This is a genomic window from Mucilaginibacter sp. 21P, assembly GCF_019331605.1.
Taxonomy (GTDB): Bacteria; Bacteroidota; Bacteroidia; order Sphingobacteriales; family Sphingobacteriaceae; genus Mucilaginibacter; species Mucilaginibacter achroorhodeus.
The window spans coordinates 3,741,769-3,764,046 of record NZ_CP063061.1 but is presented as its reverse complement, the minus strand read 5'-3'; the positions used below and the strand labels follow the sequence as shown (position 1 = coordinate 3,764,046).

Annotated in this window: 14 protein-coding genes; 13 read left to right on the top strand and 1 reads right to left on the bottom strand. The window is 43.1% G+C overall.

Going from position 1 to position 22,278, the window contains the following annotated elements; translation table 11 throughout:
- Positions 1 to 169: 169 nt before the first annotated feature.
- A complete protein-coding gene (locus INP83_RS16770; RefSeq protein WP_219125175.1) occupies positions 170 to 685 on the bottom strand; it encodes a hypothetical protein in 516 nt (171 codons plus the stop codon).
- Between the two features lie 251 nt (positions 686 to 936).
- Between INP83_RS16770 and INP83_RS16765 the strand changes: the two genes are divergently transcribed.
- From INP83_RS16765 to INP83_RS16705, 13 genes are all read left to right on the top strand, one after another.
- Positions 937 to 2,241 (top strand): LGFP repeat-containing protein, encoded by a 1,305-nt coding sequence (locus tag INP83_RS16765; protein ID WP_219125174.1) that lies wholly within the window; start codon positions 937 to 939, stop codon positions 2,239 to 2,241.
- Positions 2,242 to 2,301: 60 nt separating this feature from the next.
- Positions 2,302 to 4,365 carry a hypothetical protein gene (locus INP83_RS16760; protein ID WP_219125173.1) on the top strand — a complete coding sequence of 688 codons (2,064 nt, stop codon included), beginning with the start codon at positions 2,302 to 2,304 and terminating at the stop codon, positions 4,363 to 4,365.
- Positions 4,366 to 4,444: 79 nt separating this feature from the next.
- Entirely contained in the window at positions 4,445 to 6,415 is a 1,971-nt protein-coding gene (locus INP83_RS16755; RefSeq protein ID WP_219125172.1) for a hypothetical protein, read from the top strand.
- Between the two features lie 10 nt (positions 6,416 to 6,425).
- Positions 6,426 to 6,923 carry a hypothetical protein gene (locus INP83_RS16750; protein ID WP_219125171.1) on the top strand — a complete coding sequence of 166 codons (498 nt, stop codon included), beginning with the start codon at positions 6,426 to 6,428 and terminating at the stop codon, positions 6,921 to 6,923.
- A gap of 11 nt (positions 6,924 to 6,934) precedes the next feature.
- On the top strand, positions 6,935 to 9,283 hold the full coding sequence (locus INP83_RS16745) for a hypothetical protein (RefSeq protein WP_219125170.1): 2,349 nt from the start codon (positions 6,935 to 6,937) through the stop codon (positions 9,281 to 9,283).
- A gap of 20 nt (positions 9,284 to 9,303) precedes the next feature.
- Positions 9,304 to 11,010, top strand: a complete 1,707-nt coding sequence (locus INP83_RS16740) for a hypothetical protein (RefSeq protein WP_219125169.1) — start codon at positions 9,304 to 9,306, stop codon at positions 11,008 to 11,010.
- A gap of 390 nt (positions 11,011 to 11,400) precedes the next feature.
- Positions 11,401 to 12,000: an RNA polymerase sigma factor gene (locus tag INP83_RS16735; RefSeq protein ID WP_219125168.1), complete on the top strand. Its 600-nt coding sequence runs from the start codon at positions 11,401 to 11,403 to the stop codon at positions 11,998 to 12,000.
- A 106-nt stretch (positions 12,001 to 12,106) separates the two neighbouring features.
- Positions 12,107 to 13,270, top strand: a complete 1,164-nt coding sequence (locus INP83_RS16730; RefSeq protein WP_219125167.1) for a FecR family protein — start codon at positions 12,107 to 12,109, stop codon at positions 13,268 to 13,270.
- Between the two features lie 183 nt (positions 13,271 to 13,453).
- Positions 13,454 to 16,759 carry a SusC/RagA family TonB-linked outer membrane protein gene (locus INP83_RS16725; RefSeq protein WP_219125166.1) on the top strand — a complete coding sequence of 1,102 codons (3,306 nt, stop codon included), beginning with the start codon at positions 13,454 to 13,456 and terminating at the stop codon, positions 16,757 to 16,759.
- 20 nt (positions 16,760 to 16,779) lie between these two features.
- Positions 16,780 to 18,402 carry a RagB/SusD family nutrient uptake outer membrane protein gene (locus INP83_RS16720; RefSeq protein ID WP_219125165.1) on the top strand — a complete coding sequence of 541 codons (1,623 nt, stop codon included), beginning with the start codon at positions 16,780 to 16,782 and terminating at the stop codon, positions 18,400 to 18,402.
- Positions 18,403 to 18,432: 30 nt separating this feature from the next.
- Positions 18,433 to 19,395 (top strand): glycoside hydrolase family 18, encoded by a 963-nt coding sequence (locus INP83_RS16715; RefSeq protein WP_219125164.1) that lies wholly within the window; start codon positions 18,433 to 18,435, stop codon positions 19,393 to 19,395.
- 3 nt (positions 19,396 to 19,398) lie between these two features.
- Positions 19,399 to 20,565 carry a DUF1735 and LamG domain-containing protein gene (locus tag INP83_RS16710; RefSeq protein WP_219125163.1) on the top strand — a complete coding sequence of 389 codons (1,167 nt, stop codon included), beginning with the start codon at positions 19,399 to 19,401 and terminating at the stop codon, positions 20,563 to 20,565.
- 19 nt (positions 20,566 to 20,584) lie between these two features.
- Complete coding sequence (locus tag INP83_RS16705) at positions 20,585 to 22,015, top strand: BT_3987 domain-containing protein (RefSeq protein WP_219125162.1); 1,431 nt, start codon at positions 20,585 to 20,587, stop codon at positions 22,013 to 22,015.
- The last annotated feature ends 263 nt before the right edge of the window (positions 22,016 to 22,278 follow it).

The following is a 22,278-nucleotide window of genomic DNA, read 5'->3' as shown; positions in this document are numbered from 1 at the left end:
ATATCGTAATAGCTAAGCAACTCTGCCGCAAATGAAAGCAGTAGCACGCAAAAAAACGGCAGCCAGCAATCCTTTAACTTTTTTATTGCAAGTAATCCCACTATAATAGGCAGCAAAATAGACTCGCTTAAAAGAAAGGTAAATACAGTTTTCATGCTAAGCAAGCTTATTATTTCCGGCTCAGGGTACTGCACAATGTAGGGCATCGCTGGCCCACTTCCAATATTATAGGCGCGGAACTTGCAGATGCAGCGGAGTATGCGGCTGTTGCTGCCAAAGTATCGCGTTTACCTAATATATCTTCTCCCTTTGCATCTACACCTACTAATACAAAGCGGATAAGGCCTTTATCATCCTGCCCCACATAAATACGCATACCTTTTGCTCCTTTTTGGTTTAGCAGTAATGCAATCGCGTCGCGGTTAAACATCTCCGCGTCGGGCATGCTAAAGCTTTTGTCAAGATAATCGGGGCTTCTGAGTTGCCTCATTAACTCATTTTTTCCTTGCCTGTAACGTGTAGTTAATTCTTCTGCTTTGCTAACAGATATAACATGCCGTTGCGCGTTCCTCTGGTCATAAGGTATTTTTCCGTTACCGTGGTTTTTTTCCTGGCAGGCGGTTAACAAAGTAGCAGTTAAAACTCCCTGCACCAGCAGGTTAAAAGAAGATTTAAAAGTGATCATATGATTAGCTTATGTGGGTTACGGGTTTATTTGTACGATTTATCTATAGTTAATTATACCAAACAAAAATAGATAAAGAATCAGCAGCGCCATTGCGTAGTTATACGCAAAATATCTCCGTAGTTATACGCATAACTTTCAGTATACGTACTGTTTACCTCCAATTGAATTTGCCTCAACTTTGGATTGTTCGCTTATGAGAATGATAAGCGGTAACGAAAATAATTAACTAAAGATAAATACTTTTTACTATGTCTGCAATTGATGAAAAATACGATGATCTGTTCTCGCAGGGAGTGGATCTTGGAGCGGCAACAACCGATGAAATACTATTAGCTGATGGCGTTGGCTCCAGCCGGTCTTACGATAATGGTACCATTTACTACCACCCTGATTACGGCGCTTTTGAGGTAAACGGCGACATACTGGCGCGTTACATTGACCTTGGCGCAGAGCAAAGTTCTTTGGGCTACCCGTTGAGCGATGAGCAGGATGACACAACCGACAATGCAACCATCGGCCGTAAAAGTGAATTTGTAAATGGTGTAATAACCTGGACAACTACTGACGGTGCTATAGAAGCTTATTACGATAATAGCTCTAATACATCAGAAGAAGGAAATAACACTACTGAAGACGAAAATAAATCCGAAGAGGAAAATAACACCACTGAAGAGGAGAATACGACAGCGGAAGAAAGCAATAATACTGAAGAAGAGACGCCGACTGAACCATCTGAAATTGATACCTGGTTAAGTAACGATTATCCAACCCGCAAAATTACTGTTGGGCAGGCATTACAAATAGTCGATCATTTAATAAACGAACCAGATGCACAGTTGCAGATAAATGGCGGGGCTGTTAATCAAACCAACGTTACTACCGTGATAAGCGGCAATGGCGAAACAAAAGCGGTTGTGCGTGCCTATCGCATTAAGCCTGATGTGGTAAACGGCATTCAGTTTAAATACTTAACCGGCACTACCGCCAAGGTGATAGGGTTTATGGACAACATCGATCCACGTATGATAGTGTTCCTTTACAAAATGACCGCCTGGTTCAGGGATTTTTGGGGGCCAAATAACAACTGTACCGTCACCGAAGTGCATCACATTGGCATTGGCCATGGTAATCCAAACCATCTTTTTGATTGCCATAATACCGGCAGGGCAATTGATTTCGGTGGTCTTGCAGGCACTTTGTCAGACGGTTCAACATTTACGCTTAACATCCTGAACGATTGGGGCAAAAAGCCCGAGGTTACCAGCGGCGGCAAAACCTGTTTCAGGTTACAGGAAAGCGACGGGCTTATTTATAACCTGGCCCGCGACTATTATGGCTACGCCATGCAGCACTGCCAGGATAAATCACAAAACCAGGACGACCTGCTGAGCGACAGCGAACAAGCCGACAGGATGCTTGAATACAATCGACCTACGGTCTCGTCCTTTATTTGCCACCCGGACCACCCCGATGCATCGCTTAGAAAAGCACATGCTAACCACTATCATGTGCAAATAGGGGCAACCAACTATGAGGCAAACCCGCCGCTGTAGGTTCATACTTATCGCACAAACATTCAATCAAAAAATTAATAACCACTAATCTTTTTTACCATGTATGTAGAATTTAATGGCTCGGCAAAAGGCCCTCTTTGGGGCGTAAATACCGTTCAGGTAGCTTACTCAGATGCAGGCGAAACCTATACTTTACAAATCTTCCCCGATATCTGTAATGATGATCTAAAAAACTCAGGTAAACCTATGCATTTCTATATTATGCCAAACTCCGTACGGATGGCCAGGAATGATGATGGCAAATACCAGTTTCACTTTACAAAGTTTTCAGGTGTGTTAACTGAAGACAGCAACATTGGCACCAAAGGTCAGGAAGAGGTAGCAGGCGGTATGGTATCGTTTACCTCAACGTTGGAATTACCGCCGGGTGTTATAGACAGCCTTAAAGACCAAATTGCCCAACAAATAAAAAAGAATGCCAGCCTAAATAGCAACCCGCTGTTTATGTTTAAAAACCCTGATGCGCCTGCGTTTGAATTAGGCTTTGTACCGGTAGAAGAGAACATATTGGCCATATCAACCGCTACGCTTGGTGAAATTAATGACCCTGCTACGCCGCAGGATAATACTGATAAATGGCTTTGGGAAATGCAGGGCGACGGAAGAGGTTCACTTGATCCTAACGGCAAAAATGCATGTACTGCAATGATGGGTCAGTTCCCTGCTGCCTTGGTTGAAGCCGGCTTTAAAGGAGATAGCGGGCCGTTGTTCGTGCAGAACGCACTTAAACTCCGCTTTTATATCCCGTCTGTAGAGATCAAGGTTGTTGCCGATTATTCGAAGATCCATAACGCTTATGCCGAAAATACCAAGTATAAAGACAACTGGACCCAAAGCAACATTCACAGCATGTTTGAGGAAAATAACCTTTCGGGGTTTTGCAAAACTACTATTACTTATGGCGATGCGGAACTGACCGACAAGGACAAAGAGCTTTATAACGATATGGCCAACCAGGCTAAAGCGCTGATAATGGAAAATGTTAAAAAGTTCATTTTCGATCGCCAGCCGGTTCAATTGGCTCCTGCCGAGGCTGCCGATACCAAATCAAAGCAGTTGGAGATACAGTCGCACAGGTCGTCATCATGGTTTGGCCTGGTAAGATCAAGCAGCACCACCTATAGCTGGAAAGACAGCGACAACGGTTACAGCTATGCGCTTAACAAAAACTTTTCTGCCGATACCGCCCACATGGAAGACAGCACTACTATACAGGGCCCTTATTTTAAAACTACTGTAGTAAGCGGCAATATGCGCGGATTTTTCCAGGAGCTAAGCAAAGACCCCAAGGCAAAAGACGAGTATTTCAGCTTTGTGAACATGGGCGATGCCTTTAAAAAGATCCACGTTATAGCAACCTCCAGGGCTAACTGGCCAACTGAAACCAGCGAGCAGCCTTTAGATAAGCTGTTGCTATCAGTAGGATACCCCGATTCAAACGGCGTTGTGCAGTACCGTAACTCGGGCAGATATTATGATACCCTGGCTGGCAAACTTTCTGAAGATTTTGCTCCGGCTATCTGGACGAAAGATAACAAAGACAGGGTATACGTATTTGATTTTGCAGTTGATGATAATGTACCTGCCGATAAACGTAACCAGATATCGGTTAAACGTACCATCACTTATAAAGAAGATGAGCGCGTTAAAATAGACGACGATAACACTGTTGAAATACCCGAAGAAACAACCACCAACACACAGGTAGAGATCAAAGCAGACCTGGTAGGGCACCTGAAGGTAGCACCTATTTACCTGGCGGCAGATCTGAATAAACACATGCAGGTTGAGGTGACTTTTAACAAAGACGGCTTTTCGCCTTCAACCATCATGTTCAATACCGACAATGCAACAGAGAAACCTTCTTTTGAGGTTTGGACAGCCGATGCCGGCCAGGTAATGAAATGGTCATACAAAGTGAAGGTGACTTACAAAAGCTATGGCCCGCTTGATGCCATCGTTTACGAAGGCGATGAAGTGCCTATGTCTGGCAGTTACCCTAACGGTATCTCTATTAACCTGCCCAAGATGCCGGATGATCTGCTTGACCGTTTAACGGAATACAAACAAAAATCTAAACAGCTGGACGAGCTTGATGCCTAACCTTTCATAAAATAAACCTGCACGGGCAGAGCGTGCAGGTTTATCAAACAAAAATACTTACCCATAAAATATAAAGATCATGGCTTACGAATTTACAGGAACGCCAATTGGGCCTTACTATGGCGCAAACAGGATGCTGGTAGTAAAAAACGACGAAGAAGGAAATACATATCAGCTTAACATTTTTCCCGATCTGTTCAACGAGCAGCTGCGGGCAGCGGGCAGGCCGCTTCAGTTCTGGTACCTGCCTGATTCTCCTCGCATGGCCCGCTTTGAGAATGGCGATTACATGTTCCATTTTACAAAATTTGCAGGTGTCTTAACTGCCGACGATAATATCGCGGTGGCTTCGCCCGGGCAGCTTGAAGTAGCAGGTGGTATATTGGCGTTTACCTCAACATTAAAAATACCTGATAGCGTTATTACTAACACGATTGCCGAGCTTAAAAAGGACATTACCGACAACCCAAGGTACAGCGCCGATAGGTTATTTAAAGCCGGCAGTGATACCCAATTGGTTGACCTCGGTGTTGTGCCAATTATCGATAACGACGTTTTTATTTCATCGCTATCACCTGAAAATGTTGCCGACCCTAATACAGAAAGACCTGATAACCCATGGTTATGGAAAATGCAGGGCGAAGGTAAGGGCACCATTAACCCGGTGGGTAACAACGCTTACACCGCTATGGTGGGCCAGTACCCTGCGCAATTGTTAGAAGCGGGTTTCCATGGCGCATCAAGCCCCATTTTTGTGCACAACACATTAAAGCACAAATTTTATACAGGCTCTTTCAACGCATCTATCCACGGCGATTGGAGCGCAATTTATAATCACTTTTCTGCAGATGTGAAGGCCTCTTACCTGTTTGTAAAAGGAGAGATCCAGGCTGCGTTTAACAGCGCTGTTCAAAAAGGTATCATCAAGAAATCGATCACGATCGATAACGAGGTACTGACACCCGAACGCGAGAAATTGTACGAAGCCCAGGTTGATAAAACCTTCGATAAGTTTATGGAAGTTGCCCAAAAGGTGATCTTTGACCCGCAACCGCCAAAGGTAGAGAACGCAAAAGCTGCTGATACGGGCGCAATAGGTGTAAGTTTTGCACTGAAATTTGAGCACAATGAGACCCATCTGCAACTTGATTTTCAGGAAGAGATCAACGAAACGTACATAAAAGATAACACCATATCTGCCCACTTAATGGGCTTCTACGAGACCTTAAAAGACGATCCGGCAAACGAGGCAAAATATTTTGATACTGTACACCTGGCCGGAGGCTTCCGCAAGATACATGTTATTGCATCTGCCCGTGCTTTCTGGCCGGACGAGAATGGTAACGGGGGAGACCCGATAGATCAGCTATTACTACAGGTAGGTTATCCTGATAGTACGGGGGCCATTGTATATAAAAATTCAGGTTTATTCATGGATAGTGTGGGTGCCGAAAAATCTACAGCGCTGGCACCCGCCGTATGGACACGCAAGTTTAAAGATCGCATTATCATATTTGATTTCGAGCGCCAGGACAACCTGCCTGCCGATCAGCAAAGCGTAATCTACGTTAAACGCGAGATCCGTTTTCTGGAAAAACCAAATGTAGAAGTGCCGGATCATACGCTCAAGATCAGCGAAGAGAAAACTACCGAACACAGCATTGAAGTAAAAGCCGAGGTGCTGGGTACTTTACGTGTTGGGCCCATTGAACTGGATACCACGCTTGATGACCGCACCAAAATGATGATCACCTTTAGAAGGGCAGATCGCGACCCGGTAACTTTAAGGTTTACTGCCGACACACTTGCCAACCCACAATTTTTTGAAGCTTGGACTGCAGACCCTAAGGATGCTGTAAAATGGAGTTACCAGGTAACTATGATCATAGAAAGCCGTGTAGCTGGCATCCCATCGGTTACCTACACCGGCGACGAGATCGAATTGGCTGGCAGCGTACCGCTTATTGCAAAAACACCGTTCCCTCCAGCTGATTTAAAAGAGCAAATAGAAAAGCTCAAAAAAGCAGCAGAGAACCTCGTAGACTTTTAATACCCAAGCAATGCCACAGATAAAAACAATAGAAGCGGCTAACAAGCAACACCTGGAGTGGCCATCCATTCCGGGTGTTATAGCCCGGCTTGACCTTAGGCTAAAGCAAAGCGGTGATGTTTTTGGCAAAATATCATTTACCGCATCGGTATACATAAAGCAGGATAGTAGTGCTGTTCTTGACGGGACACTGATTGACAAAATAGTCATGCAAACCGGTTACCCCGATAGTAGTAACTATATAACTTTTAAAAACTCGGGCACCTTACTCAATAGCGATAAGCAAACCCTGCAACCTATGATATGGGTGGCAGGTAATAGCGGCAGCATATTAAAAACAGTTTTTGCCAGTAACAGTAACAATACCGTGTTGGTGAAATATGAGATACAGCTTAACCTGCAAAAAGCAAAGGCGTTGGGCCTGTCTGATTCCTTTTCGTCGGCGATAGAAATTAAAGTAAGTAAGGATGACACTACCAGTCACCTGGTAACCATCTTAATCAATTGAGGGATAGCAAAATGACAAATATTAAGTTCAACAAAATTAACCCGGCGCTTTTTACCCGGGTACAACCTATAGCAATGACACCGCCGGATACTGCTACGGTTACCGCTGCAATATCAAGGCTAAATACCCGCATGCGGTTTCAGGAATTTGCTGATGTGCCGCTGGTAAATTACATTATGCCGGCAGAGGTAGCTGTTACAGGGCCTATCATTGATGATGGTTCTACAACGGTGTTTCAGGATGTACATGGCAACGGTCAGTGGTTGCTCCCTACTTTCACTAAAAAAGCCCCGTTACAAGGTGGCTTTAGTTTTGCGTGCACAAAAAATGGCAAAACAAGCGATAGCACCGGCAATATCATTGATAACCACACTGGGACCATTACTATTAACCTGGATACCAATCTGCCGGCCCCCGATCAGGATGTTACTATAGCAGGGGACAAAGTATTGCCCTTAAACAACATAACGGCAGTTTTAAATTTTAAACTGGCTAATGGCCAGGTGCTTACTTACCAGCCGGTTGTTGCCATGGCAGGCACCGTTTGTACCTTAACTTTTAATGCAGATGATCTTGGCGTTTTAACTAACCTCTACAAGATCCTGTCAGACCCTACATCACTACCTTTTTGTTCACTTGTTATCCAGGGTACTTACTGGGGTTTCAGAAAAAAACAAGAACCGCAGAAACTGATCAAGTTTCGCAATTTTGTTAAGCTTAACCAAGCTGTGGCTTTTAGCCAACGTTTAAAACCGCTTGAGGTTCAGCCCGCCTTTTCCGTAAATCGCCGCATTTTCAGAACCCTTGGGGTTGACGAGGTGTCTGAGAATACTGATCTTCCGGATCCCTACGTCGCGCCGGAAAATCCTCCAGAAGAACCCCCACCGGTTGAAGACCCACAGATCACTGAGGTGCCTGAAACTGCACCGGAAGAAGTACCACAAGATGATGCGCCAAAGTACGAGCAAGTAGATAATGTACCTTACATTACAATTATACCTGTGAGTTTCGATTGCGCAACTTATCCCAATAATTATGTTGTTGTAGATGGCGATAGCCAAACAGTTTTTGGATGTAACCCACCCTTTGACACCAGTATAACAAGTAAACATGCGTATGCGCAATTTTCTATCTTAACGGGCTCGTTGTCAGACGAACATTATGGTATAAACGCCATCTACCGCAATCAGCTCAATAACAACTACCTTATTGTGCCCGAGCAATACCTTATTGTTTTAGAAGATCCGTCTGATACCAAACAGCTTGTACCATCGGCATATCTGAATACAACTATAGATCTCAATGATGCGGATGGCGTTGGCAAATCAACCGCCAACTTTAAGTTCAATGTTGCGCCCAATTTATCGGCGTGGCAGGTTCGTAAAATAAAGGAGCTGATAGTAAAAAACCTGCCCCAAAACCTGGGTAAAACCGTCAATGATATCTACATAGAATATCCGCAGGTTTTAGATGCTGCGCAGAGCCAGCAATTATTTAACGGGCACAACATCCCGGTGGCCGAGGCAGTATACCTGGGTGCAACTACCAGCAAGGCCAATAGCTTAAACTTATTCCATATTGAATTTAAACAAGTGCCTATCCATGATGGTACGGCTGCAACTTTAGCAGGATTGTTAAAATCAACAGCCGGCGGCATTGTAGACAAATTTGTGTGGAAAGTTGATACCCCTGCAGATATTGTTGTGCAATCGGCAGTTAAACTCTCGCTGTTTGCTGTTACAGGCGATGCTTTGAGTTACAGCGTAAATGTGGCGGATGATACTAAATATCTATCGAACAATAGTTTATACGATGTTGCCATAAACAGCTACAGCAATAGTGGGGCAACTACGGATGTTACCCCTCCCGCGCTTATAGGCGGTAACAATACAGTAGCCACCTCATCATTAGATTTTGGCGCGGCTATCAGCAATGTTAGCGATCTTAACTATGCCTACAAAGCTGATGATGACTATGTAAATCAAGTGCTTAAAGAACTCCGTTTTAACGCCGACGAGGTTGATGACAGCATTATTGTGACCAACAATACCGGCTTATTTGCTAAGCACAACATTAAGCAGATAGATTTTAACATAAGCATTACCAGATCCGGCGATACAGACCCGGCCAACGTGCTTACGTCAGCAACAAAGAGCATCACCGAAGACGGGGTTATCAATCATATCTCTTTTATTCTACCTGTAGCTAATTATCTGAGCAACTGGTCGGCCATTTACTACACGGTAATAACATTTGCCGATGGTACAGCTCAGTTAGCAACAGACCCGGTGCTGATTGATGATATAAACAGAATAGGCAAGGTGATTAACCTTACGGCAATATCATTAGGATTTAACTAAACAAACACTAAATACAAACCATGAAAAAGCAATTCTTTTACAGAAGCCCCGATATAAACGGAAACGGGGGTGGTGACGATGAACAACCTGTTAATGAGACATCAATAGACTCGGCCGAAGAAACCAGCAGCGAAGAAGGCGCAACCGATGGAGATACAACCTTAGGCGAAGAAACCACATCTGAAGACGACGCAATTGACGAGGACGCTACCTCAGACGAAGAAACCGGTTCTGAAGATGGCGCAACTGATGAGGATAACACAGAGTTAGCTGACGAGAACACCAGCGAAGACGGCGCAACCGACGGAAACAATACCGAAGAGGGAGAAACATCAACCAACGAAGAGGAAACGCCTGAAGAGGGTAATACTGAAGAGGGAGAAACATCAACCAACGAAGAGGAAACGCCTGAAAAGGGTAATACTGAAGAGGGAGAAACATCAACCAACGAAGAAGAAACTTCTGAAGATGGTAATACTGAAGAGAGCGAAACATCAACCAACGAAGAGGAAACGCCTGAAGAAGGTAATGCAGAGGAAGGAGAAACATCAACCAACGAAGAGGAAACGCCAGAAGAAGGTAATACTGAGGAAGGACAAACATCAACCAAAGAAGAGGAAACGCCAAGAGAGGGTAGTACTGAAGAAGGAGAAACATCAAACAACGGAGAGGAAACACCTGAAGAGGAGCAACCTGAAGAGAGTAATAACGAAGAAAAAGAACCCCTTGTTGAAGAAGAGTTTCCCAAAAACAACAATGGCGGCGGCCAGCAGTCATCTAATGAGGCAGAAGCGCCAAAAGAGAACAATTTGGTGTCTGCCCCGCCGGTTGCTGTAGCATGGCCCGGCAATTTAAGCCAGTCGCCTGTTAGTTCTCCGGGTGATGAACTGGCTGCTTTTATAACAGCCATTAAAGCTAACCGGGCCAACGTACCCGAGCATCTTACCGATAAAAATAAGGTGAAGAATGGGTATATGTACGATCCATTCTCAGGCAAATCACAGCCACAGCCCGCATCTATACAGCCCAACACTGTAGATGCCTGGATATGGGAAGAGCTACGGAGCGAGGGCAGTTACACCTCAATTAACACTTATGATAATATGGTGGTTACCTGGGGAAGGGGGGTAGCAGGTGCCAATATTGCCAAAGTGCTTAAAAGTGTATTCAGCGCTCATAGTGATATACAAACAGAGTTTAACAACGTTGGTATAGCCTTAAACACCAACGCCATACTGCAGGTGGTTGATACAACCCAGAACTGTGTTAAAGAAGCAAGTTTTGCATTGCAAACAATTAAAGCCGATAAAAAGCTTCTTGATTTCCTTGTCGACATCTCGTTAAATGATAAGTACAAGGAAGTTTTCTTAGATGCACAATGGAGCTTTGTTAAAACTTTTAACTCAACTTTATTTGCCCATGTAAATGCAAGTAATTGGAGTAAAGATGCTGTACAACTGATGTTTCATTTTAACTGGTGGTTGCCGGCCTATGCCTGGAATGGCCATCCGCAAAATTACAAGGATACCGGCGGCGACGTACACAAGATCATCTACATTTTTGCCGGTAACCTTAATAAGAACGCCGTGTTGGTAGGTTATCTAAAGAAATTTGCAGGCAATGCCTTTAGCAAATACGTAGCAAAACTGGAATACGAAACGCAACCATCAGGCGAGCATATAGTGTTTGAGGATGCAGGGAAAACCTATTATTTCCCTAAGCTTTAGTTATAAGATCCAAAAACACATAACCAACTGATCTAAGGGGGAAGTAAATAATTACTTCCCCTTTTTTATTGTATTGTGTTACTGTGGCTGCTTCGAGATTTTGAAAAGTTACCTTTATCGCTGACTTATTGCATGTCGTTTGCTATCAATACCCCATCAAGTCAGCTACGGGGTTGTTTCTTTTGGAGTCAGTTTTAATTAGTTGGGGTTTGATCAATTGGGTGAATGGCATCAGGTTGATGTATGGTTTGGCCAAATTTTAAAAGAGTCCCCATGCACCAGCTGACGGCGACCTCAAACCAAAATTAATGCAATTACAAATGTCTCAAGAATAAAGTAATAATCTTCTATCGTTTAATTAACTTAGCAGATTATAAGCCAATTAACCCCGTGCCTGGTTACGAAAAATTAGATGAAGAACAATTGCTCCTTAATTTAAAACGAGGGGACGATGCCGTATTCACGGAAATTTATAATAGGCACTGGGAAGAAATGCTGAACATCGCTTACCGTCGTCTCGGGTCCCGTGAGGATGCAGAAGAGGTGGTTCAGGAGGTATTTGTAAGTCTATTCTTACGAAAGCAGGAAATTTCACTTCGAACTTCGCTTACAATTTACCTCAGGGCAGCCTTAAAGTATAAGGTGATCGATGCTTACCGCTCGCAACAAATGCATATAAGGCACATCAGCAATATCCTTTCTGAAACGTCTACTAATTATGACGCCCCCGATCAGAAAATGTCTTTGAAAGAAATGCAACGTGATGTTATGGAAATAGTTGAAAAGTTACCGGTTAAGTGCAGGGAAGTTTTTGTGAAAAGCCGTTTCGAACACCTTTCGCATCAGCTGATTGCCGAAAGCATGGGTATATCTGTAAGCACAGTTAAAAAGCACATCTGCAAAGCAACCGCATTAATCCGCAAGGAAATGAACAAGAACGAGGCAGATTTGCTGTTTTTGCTGCTGATTTTCTTGTCAACCAAGAGATAATTATTTTCAATAAAATAATTGACTGTATATCAAGTATTTACATATTTTTTAGTTCTTTTTTGTTTTTTGAATAGAACCTTGGCGCATCTTGTTCGAGTATACTTATATGAACAAAAAGCAAGGTAACTACGATGAGCATATACTGACGCTGATTGCTAAATATCAGGAGGGGATAGCCACCGAAGATGAAATAAGGCAAATAGATTTTTGGTACGATAATCCGCCGTCATCAGAAAAGTACGCGGACGGTATGTCAGAGTTTACCAAGGCTAAAAAGAGAAGCAGGTTACTTGAAAATATCTATGATGAGATTAGCAAGCGCACTGCTAAGCAACCACAACTCAATTCCAAAAAGTTTATCCGTACTGTTTTTGCTATTGCAGCAATTGTATTGGTTGCTCTCGGAGCGGGATTTATATTACTCCAAACTTACCTTAAACATGATTCGGTTCAGCCTTTGACTTCTGCCGCTTTGATCAAACCTGCTTCTTCAAAGACATTATTAACCTTGAGTAATGGTCGGCAGATCGTCTTGAATGACGCGAAAGCGGGCGTGTTGGCAAATCAGGGTGACGCAATAATCACGAAAAATAGTAATAATAACATCGTTTATAACACCGGGACATCACTGAGCAGTAAAGTGGAATATAACACGATGGCTACTTTGCGCGGCGGCGAATATCACCTGGTCTTAGCTGATGGAACAAACGTATGGTTAAATGCAGCATCATCCATAAGGTACCCAACTTCGTTCCCTGGAAAGGAAAGAATTGTAGAGGTATCAGGGGAAGCTTATTTTGAAGTTGCACATGATATTGCTAAACCTTTCAAAGTTGTCTCTAAAGGGCAAACGATTGAAGTATTGGGAACGCATTTCAATGTAAATGCTTACGCCAATGAGCCGGACATTAAAACAACCTTGCTCCAAGGCTCGGTGAAGGTAACCGCTTATGGCATTAAAAATATCCTAAAACCTGGTCAGCAAGCTGCTGCCAGTGTGGTCGGGACGACTGTTTCAGAAGTCGATACAAAGGAAGTAGTTGCCTGGAAGGAAGGTTATTTCGAGTTTAGCGATGCAGATATACAAACGGTAATGCGAGAACTGTCCAGGTGGTATGACGTCGAAGTTGTTTTTGAAGGAAAAATACCTTCAGAAACTTTTACGGGCAGGGTATCTAAATTTCTGGATCTGAATCAGGTTTTGACACTTGTAAAATCACCCAAGATTCACATTGTTACTACGGGAAGGAGGATTATGATCAAAGAATAATTACGCTCTACATGGTCGTAATCACAAAAAAAGCTATTAGTGCTCGAACACTAATAGCCAAGGCTGGATTACGTTAACAATTTCCTATTCCTATTAACTTTTAAACCAGTTATACAAATGTATAAAAATTATACGCCTAAGTGTGCTTTGCCCAATCGGTGCGTAAACAAAGTGCTGCAAATTATGAGATTGACCACCTTGATGCTAATTGCATCTTTTATCCATGTCAGTGCAGCTTCACTGGCGCAAAAAATAAGCCTTACCGAAAAGGGATCATCACTGAAAAAAGTTTGCAAAAACATCAGTTTGCAAACCGGCTATTCCTTTATTATCAGCGGAAGTGTTTACAAACAATCCAAACCTGTAACCATAATGGTTAAGAACACTGAATTGCCTGAAGTGCTGAACATGATATTTAAAGATCAGCCTATCAGATACCAGTTGCAGGATAAGATAATTGTGCTGAGTGTTGAACAACCAGACAATTCTGCAGCTCAGTTACAGAAGACACAGTTAAGACAGCAAAAAATCACAGGTAAAATCACAGATGAAAAGGGCTTACCCCTTGTAGGTGTTACCATAAAAGTCAAGAACACAACGAAAGGTGCTGTAAGTGATGTAAATGGTCATTTTATAATAGATGCTACAATTGGTGACGTGCTTGTGGTATCTTATGTTGGCTTCGTAGCAACGGAGTATACCATTAAAGACCAGAGCCCTGTAAATATTATACTCCAGGAAGCTAAAAATGAACTTAACGCAGTTGTGGTTACCGCCTTGGGTATTAAAAGGTCAGCAAAAGCTCTTACATACAATGTTCAGGAACTTAAGGGTAACGACATCAACGCACAGAACGACGGTAACTTTGTTAATAACTTGATTGGTAAGGTCGCAGGTGCGACTATTAATACCAGTGCTACCGGAATTGGTGGTTCAGCGAGAGTTGTTTTAAGAGGTACAAAGTCGCTGAACGACAGCAAAAATAACGCACTTTATGTTGTTGATGGAGTGCCACTTTTCAATTTCAATGGTGCCGGTACAGGTGTTCCCGGTGTATTTGATGGTGCAAATGCAAGTTCCGATGGTATTTCGCAGCTAAATCCTGACGACATCGAATCATTATCTGTTTTGACAGGCCCCGCAGCAGCCGCGTTGTACGGGAGCAACGCCTCAGGCGGTGTTATCCTGATCACGACCAAAAAAGGTATAGCTAACAAAACCAATGTCAGCCTTTCAAGCAGTACCAGCTTTTTTAGTCCCTTCGTGTTACCAAGATTTCAAAATACGTACGGCGCTTCAAGTCCTGGCGCATTTGATAGCTGGGGCGCTAAATTGTCTACACCCTCTACGTACAACCCGAAAGACTTTTTTCAAACCGGTATGTACCTGGATAATAGTGTGAGCTTATCAACCGGTACTGAGAAAAACCAAACTTATATTTCGGCTGCAAAAACAAATGGTAGCGGAATTATCCCTAATAATAAGTTAGACCGCCTGAACCTAACCTTGCGCAATACCGCAAATTTTTTCAACGATAAGTTGCAGATGGACCTCGGGGTGATGTATGTAAAGCAGAACGATCAAAATCTGATTACACAGGGTTTATACAACAATCCGCTGGTAAGCGCATATCTATTGCCCAGAGATGAGGACATAGCGAAATATCAGCTTTATGAGCGTTATGATGCCACCCGGAATTTCAAAACGCAGTTCTGGCCTTATGGTAGTCAGGGTTATGCCATGCAAAATCCCTATTGGATAGTGAACAGAGATATTAATACTAACCAAACCAGCCGCTATCTACTTAATGCAACAGCTAAATATACGATCAACAATTGGCTAAATGTCGTATCGCGCGCTAAGTATGATAATACACAATTGGTCAATGAAACTAAAAATAGTGCTTCCACTACCACAGAATTAGCAGGCGTTAATGGGCTATACGCGATAAATAATACCAGTCAATATCAAACTTATGTTGATGTTCTTTTAAATGCTACTCACAAAATAAAAGATTTTAGCGTTAATGCATTTTTAGGTGCCAGTTATGACAATAGGCAGAGAACTTCAAATTATTTCGGTGGCGACTTAGCCACAATTCCAAATTTCTTTATCACATCAAATGTCGATCTTGGTAGCCCCAGAACTAAAATAATTCCCGGCTTTAACCGTACGCAAAACCAGGCTGTATATGGTACTACTCAATTTGCTTACAAAAACAGTTTGTTTTTAGATGTAACCGGGCGTAACGACTGGAATTCAGGGCTATCGCGTTCAACTAACGTATCATTGTTTTATCCGTCGGTAGGTTTATCTGGAATTATTACCGATCTGCTTAAAATAAACTCCAATACTTTATCTTATCTCAAAGCACGAGGATCATACAGCGAAGTGGGTACACCACCGGATCCATACCTGACCAATCCAAATTATCCTTTCAGTAATTACACGGTAAATACCGAAGGGATATTCGTTGTCAGTACATTACAACCAGAACGTACAAAATCATACGAAGCCGGTATCAATGCACGCTTCTTTAATAACGTTATCACCCTGGACGTAACCGGTTATAAATCATCAACCTATAACCAAATATTTGATTACCAGGCAAATACAGCCGGTCAAAACAGTTCGGGAAAACAGCGTGTCAACGCGGGTAGGGTAGATAATAAAGGTATGGAAGTAAACCTGGGTGTCAATACTGTTATTGGCCCTGTTAAATGGGTTTCTAATGTGGTTTTTTCATTCAACAGGAACAAGATTAGGGAGCTTTACAGCATTCCGAATTCGCAGGGAAAACTTATTCCGCAAGATTCGGTAGTAGCTGCAACACTCGGCAACTATCAGCAAAGGCCAACAGTTGGGGGTACAACGGGTGATATTTATGTTAACACATTAAAAACGGATGAATATGGTTATATCGTAGTTGATCCGCGTACCAGGCAGGTTTTTGCTGATAACAACAAGTACATCTATGCCGGAACTGCCGATCCCCGTTATAATATTGCGATGCGTAACAACTTTACCTACAAGGGAGTTTCGCTGGGCTTTTTAGTTGACGCACGAATAGGTGGAGTAGGCGTATCTGCCACCCAGGCCCTTATGGATAGGTATGGTGTTTCCGAGGCTTCTGCCGATGCGCGCGCAGCCGGTGGCGTATTTATCAACGGGGGGCTCGTTCCTGCGAAAGATTATTATGCCGTAACCGGCGGCGGCGCTACTGGTATTGGCGCTCCTTATGTGTATAGTGCAACAAACGTGCGTCTAAGGGAGGCAATGTTGAGCTACCATTTTCCGGCTTCTTTTTTCAGCAATAAATTGAAAGGAGCAACGCTTGGCCTGACCGGGAAAAACCTGTTTATGTTCTACAATAAAGCACCGTTTGATCCTGAGTCAACCGCCTCTACCGGAACTTTTTATCAGGGTATCGATATGTTCAGACAGCCGAGTTACCGCAGCATAGGTTTTAACGTATCGGTTCAATTTTAATAACATCAATTCATACGCAAATGATCAAAAATATTTATCGCTGCTTAAGCATCAAAAGAGCGATGCTGGCGTGTAGCCTAATTGCCATCAGTGTCCTCGTCTCATGTACGAAGAATTTTGATGCCATTAACACCGACCCTACCCAGGTCACACCGGAAATGCTCAAGGCGGATAACCGTTACATTGGGGTATTTATCGTGCAAATGGAGAAAAACGTTTTTCCCATTTCCAACCAGGGTACCGGGCCGAACAACTTCGGGGACGAAATGTATCAGATCACGCAAAATCTGGCTGGGGATATATTTTCAGGACAACAAGGGGCAACAGGTACGTGGTTTGGTGGTTCAAATAATACAACTTACAATCTGATACCCAGCTGGACCGGTGCCTATTTTGACCGCGCCTATATCGGGGTTTTTGCCGCATATAAAACCATACAGCAAACGGTTAAAACCCAGGCGCCTGATGTTTACGCCTTAGCACAAATTTTGAAAGTTGCGGCCTTCCAGCGTGCTACAGATATGTACGGCCCTATGCCTTACACACGTGCAGGTAGTTCAGATGCGACAATTAACTACGATAGTCAGCAGGTGATCTACCAGAGTTTCTTTAAAGAGTTAGACTCCGCAAGAACTGTACTTAAGGATTACCTCGTGAAAAACCCTTCAGGAAAGCCACTGGTAAATTACGACGCGGTTTATGCGGGTGACTATGCCAAATGGATAAGATTTGCTAATTCCCTCAGGCTGCGGATGGCTATGCGTATTGTTTACGCTGATGCTGCTTTGGCCAAAACAAACGCAGAAGATGCAGTCAATGATTCTTATGGTGTATTTACGGCAAATGGAGATAACGCTGCTTTGGGCACTTATACGAATTACAACTATCACAACCCACTGGAAGTGATAACCAACAGTTTTGGGGATGTAAGGATGGGTGCCACGATGGAGTGCTACCTGAAAGGCTATAATGACCCTCGTATCTCCTCGTATTTTAAGGCGTCTGATTTTGGAGGCTACCATGGCGTTCGTACAGGTATTAATGTTGATCGTAGCGGTTACATCAAGTGTTCGGCAATAAATGTGAATCAAACCACATCAATACCCTGGATGAGTTACCCTGAGGTGCTTTTTCTGCGTGCCGAAGGCGCATTACGAGGCTGGAACATGGGTGGCGGCGGTGCAGGCATTCTTTACGCCCAGGGTGTAACCGCATCTTTTGCCCAAAACAATGCAGGTGATGCATCGGGTTATCTAAGTGATGCTACCAGCACGCCAACAAGTTACACGGATCCAGTAAACAGCAGCAATAGCTTCAACAGCAACCCCAGCAACATTACAATCAAATGGGATGACAACGCTTCATTTGAGAAAAGCCTGGAACGCATCATAACGCAGAAATGGATCGCTGTTTTTCCTGACGGACAGGAGGCTTGGAGCGAATTCAGAAGGACCGGGTATCCAAAAATTCTGCCGGTGCTGGTCAACAACAGTTCCGGTACTATCAACACCACTACACAAATTCGGAGGCTACCCTTCACCCAAAACCAATATAGCACCAATCCTGCAGGTGTTGCCTCGGGCGTGGCATTGCTTGGCGGTCCGGATAATGGCGGGACAAAGCTTTGGTGGGATAAAAAATAACGTTTGGGCATTTACTAATAGATTATGAAAATGAAATTTAAAAGATGCATTCAACTGGGCTTTTTGCTTGTATGTGCATGTTCGATAGCTGCGTGCAAAAAACAGAATATACCGGCACCGCTGGACCTGCAAAAACCTACCGTTTACAGCGACGACTACTATATTAAATTACGTGCCTATAAAAATTCGGACCACGCTAAATTCTTTCTTTGGCTGGCAGATTATAACGTAAAAGGCGCCACTACAGCATCACTTGGGGAACGTTTTGCCGGTGTGCCGGACAGCGTTGATATCATCAGTCTTTGGGGCGGGATGCCGGACTCTGTAAATAATCCGAACGATTACAAGGAAATGAGATTTTCGCAGCGGGTTAAAGGGACAAAGATGCTCAACGTAACACTGATAACACAAGACCGCTTAACCAAATATACACAGGATGATAAAGGCATCAGGGATTTTGCAGACGCACTTGTTAAAGATACCTATGACCACGATTTGGACGGATTGGATGTGGACTATGAACCTAACGGCGGATTTTATCAGAATCAGGATAATTTTATCAAATTGATGTTGAGGCTTTCTCAATTTCTTGGGCCAAAATCCGGAACCGGAAAAATCCTGGATATCGATTATTATGGCGATACCCCGCCCAATGTGTTAGCACCCTACGTTGACTTTGTTGTACAGCAAGCTTACGGTAATGGATCTGCAGCAGGTTTACAGAGCGCTTATAATAGCATAAGCGGCGGTTACAAACCAGGTCAATATTATCCTGCCGAAACTTTCGGCGACTATTATTCGACCGGCGGTGTTCAGTTCAGAGACGTAAATGGTAACACGGTGACCTCTTTGTTGGGTTTCGGTCAGTGGAACCCTACACAAGGCCGCAAGGGGGGCTTTGGGGTATTCTACGGCCAGCGTGATTATTATAATCCTGCTCCTTATGGTTACATCAGGCAAGCCATACAGGCTTGTAATCCTGCAAAAAAATAAATCATGAAAAATCAAAAAATCATACATACACAATATTTCAGCCTTTCAATATTCTTTTTGGGTTTGATCGCGCTGGTTGCCGGTGTCGCAGTTGTAGGTTGCAAAAAAGAACCCGCTTATCAGGATAAGGTGCTCGTTACAGGCACTGATGTGAACAACACCGTGAATTTTACTGTTGACGGTGCAGGATCGAGTACTGCTATCACGGCTACAGCCAGTGGTATTGTTAACCAGGATGTAAACGTTACGTTCAAAATAGACACTACCTTACTGGCAGCCTATAACCAAAAAAACGGAACGAATTTCCGCGTTCCACCAGCGGGTAGCTTCACATTGATAGGAAATGAAGGTACTATCAAAGCAGGTACAAATGTGTCTGGCGCCGTGTCATTGAAAATAGTAAACACGGACAATTTTGTTGACGGACGTAACTACATGATCCCCGTATCTATAAGTGTTCCGCAACAGAGTTTGGAGGTTTTGGAAACCTCAAAAACCGCTTTTGTGAAATTGAATAAAGTGGTAGTAACAAGCGTTTTCAATACCACAAACGGGAGAAGTTTTGTGAAAACTTTCCCCAAAGTTTTAAGTCTTCCAAATTTCACGTTTGAGTTTCGAATAAATGTTTCCCAATTCGGTTCCGGCTTTCATATCAGCAGGTTAGGGGTTTTTCAGGACACTTTAGCTGATAACAGCGGGCATTCCTTTAATCTTTTCAGGTTTGGTGAACTATCTGACGATATAAACCAATTGCAATGGATTAACACGGCCGGTAAAATATCCTCAAAAACACGATTTGCCACCAATACATGGTATACGGTTTCATGTGTGTTTGATGGCAACACTTGCACCATGTATGTAAATGGTGTGGCAGATGGATCATTCCCAGCCGCCGGGGCCAAATTTAATTTTAATGAATTAGACTTGCTGTTTGACGGTCAACCGCTACCCGGATATGTGAGTGAAGTTCGACTTTGGTCGAAGGCGTTAACGACAGGTGAAATGCAAAATGGCTTTTGTGGAGTAGACCCCTCGTCACCGGGTTTGGTTGCCTACTGGAGATTCAACGAAGGAAAAGGAAAAATTATAAATGACTATTCAGGCCATGGTTATACCTTTTCATTAGATGCTGACGCTAATTGGGCGGCAGGTATCAGATGTCCTAACTAACTATTCAATTATAAGTAACATGAAAAAATACAATGCGTTTACAATAGCGGCAGGTCTAACAGCTTTCTGCATGATAATGCTTTTCGCCTGTAAAAAGGATAACGGCGATATCAAATATAGTCAAAGGCCTGCCTCAAATAATCTGTTCCTGTCAATTTCCGGAACCGGGAACTTGAATCGTACGCAAAATCTGACGACGCTAAGTACTACTGGTGGCACTGCTGCAGTTGGTTTAAACCTGACCAAGGCAGCGAGGGTAGATATTACAGCATCCATTGGTGTAGATACTAATAAAGTTGCAAACTATAATGCGGTCAACGGTACGCAGTTTCGGTTATTGCCGGCTGCTTACTATGATTTGCAGGCACCTAAAAATGGTGTAACCATTAAGGCTGGAAATTTATTTTCTACCGATTCTGTAAAAGTGAATTTTAAGAATTTGAAAGGCCTGAGAGCAAGCAATTATTTATTACCTGTGACCATTTTAAGTGTCTCAGGTGATAAATCGGCGATTTTAAGCGACTCGGTAAGAACGGTATATATCAATCTTACCCTTAGTGACGTAAAACAACCGGTTGCTACGCTTACCACAACTTCCGGTAATTTGGTATCCCTTACCTATCCTGTAGGTGCTAAAGGTGCTGCAGCAGTTACGCCGATCACGATCAATGTGAGCCCGGCGTCACCTAATAATTTAACCATCGGCGTTGCTACGGACAATACAAAGATCGCAAGTTATGGTAATGGGTTTACTGCCTTTCCGGATGGTTCATATTCGCTTTCTGCAACAAGTATAACCATAGGTTCCGGTCAATCAGCTTCTTTCAACGTTAACATTCCTGATCTGTCAAAATTTGATGGAACAAAATCTTACCTGCTCCCTCTAATGATCACAAAGATCAATGGCGATGAATACGTGTTAAATGCCAATAAGATTGTTTACGTCCAGCTGTCATTCAATAACCTGAACAACACTAATAATACCAGTGCTGTAGGTTCTAAATTATTGAACAGGCAAGGTTGGGTGACTAATGCGACAGCCTCATTCGATGGGTCTTTTTACGGCGCGTCCAATTACGTACCGGCTAACGCAATTGATGGAGACAACAGCACGGACTGGGTATCCAACTACCAAAATGGTAATGAATCAATTACGATTGATATGGGCACTTCTCATCAGGTGAAAACAATCGCTTACAGTAATGCCTTCAACAATATCCTTCCTCAATTTGGTATTGACGATTACCCGTCATCAGTAAAAGTATACACCAGTACCAACGGCACAGATTGGACGTCACAAGGTACATATCAACCCGTAGCTAACACCGGAGGTTCAGCGGCTGCTCCGGTCAATAACTACATTAATTTCTTTAATGCGATAAACGCCAGGTATGTCCGGTTACAGGTGGGATATTACAAATCATTTACAGAGATAAATGTGTACGAATAATTAAGTTTTGTTAATGTTTAGTTGATTTAATGTTACGCACGAAGTTCTTATTTCCGTCCAAAAATCGTTAAAAAGTGTCGCAAGTGCGGGCGGCACTTTTTTGTTAAATGTTACTAATGATGTGTAAGCTTTTGGAACATATGATATTCTTGATGATTTATTGGGTGATACCTGTTCTTTTGATATTCATTGTTTTATTAAGGTTTATTACTTTTAAAGACCGATGACATGATATAGCTAAGTGCATTCTTAAAATGATTTTT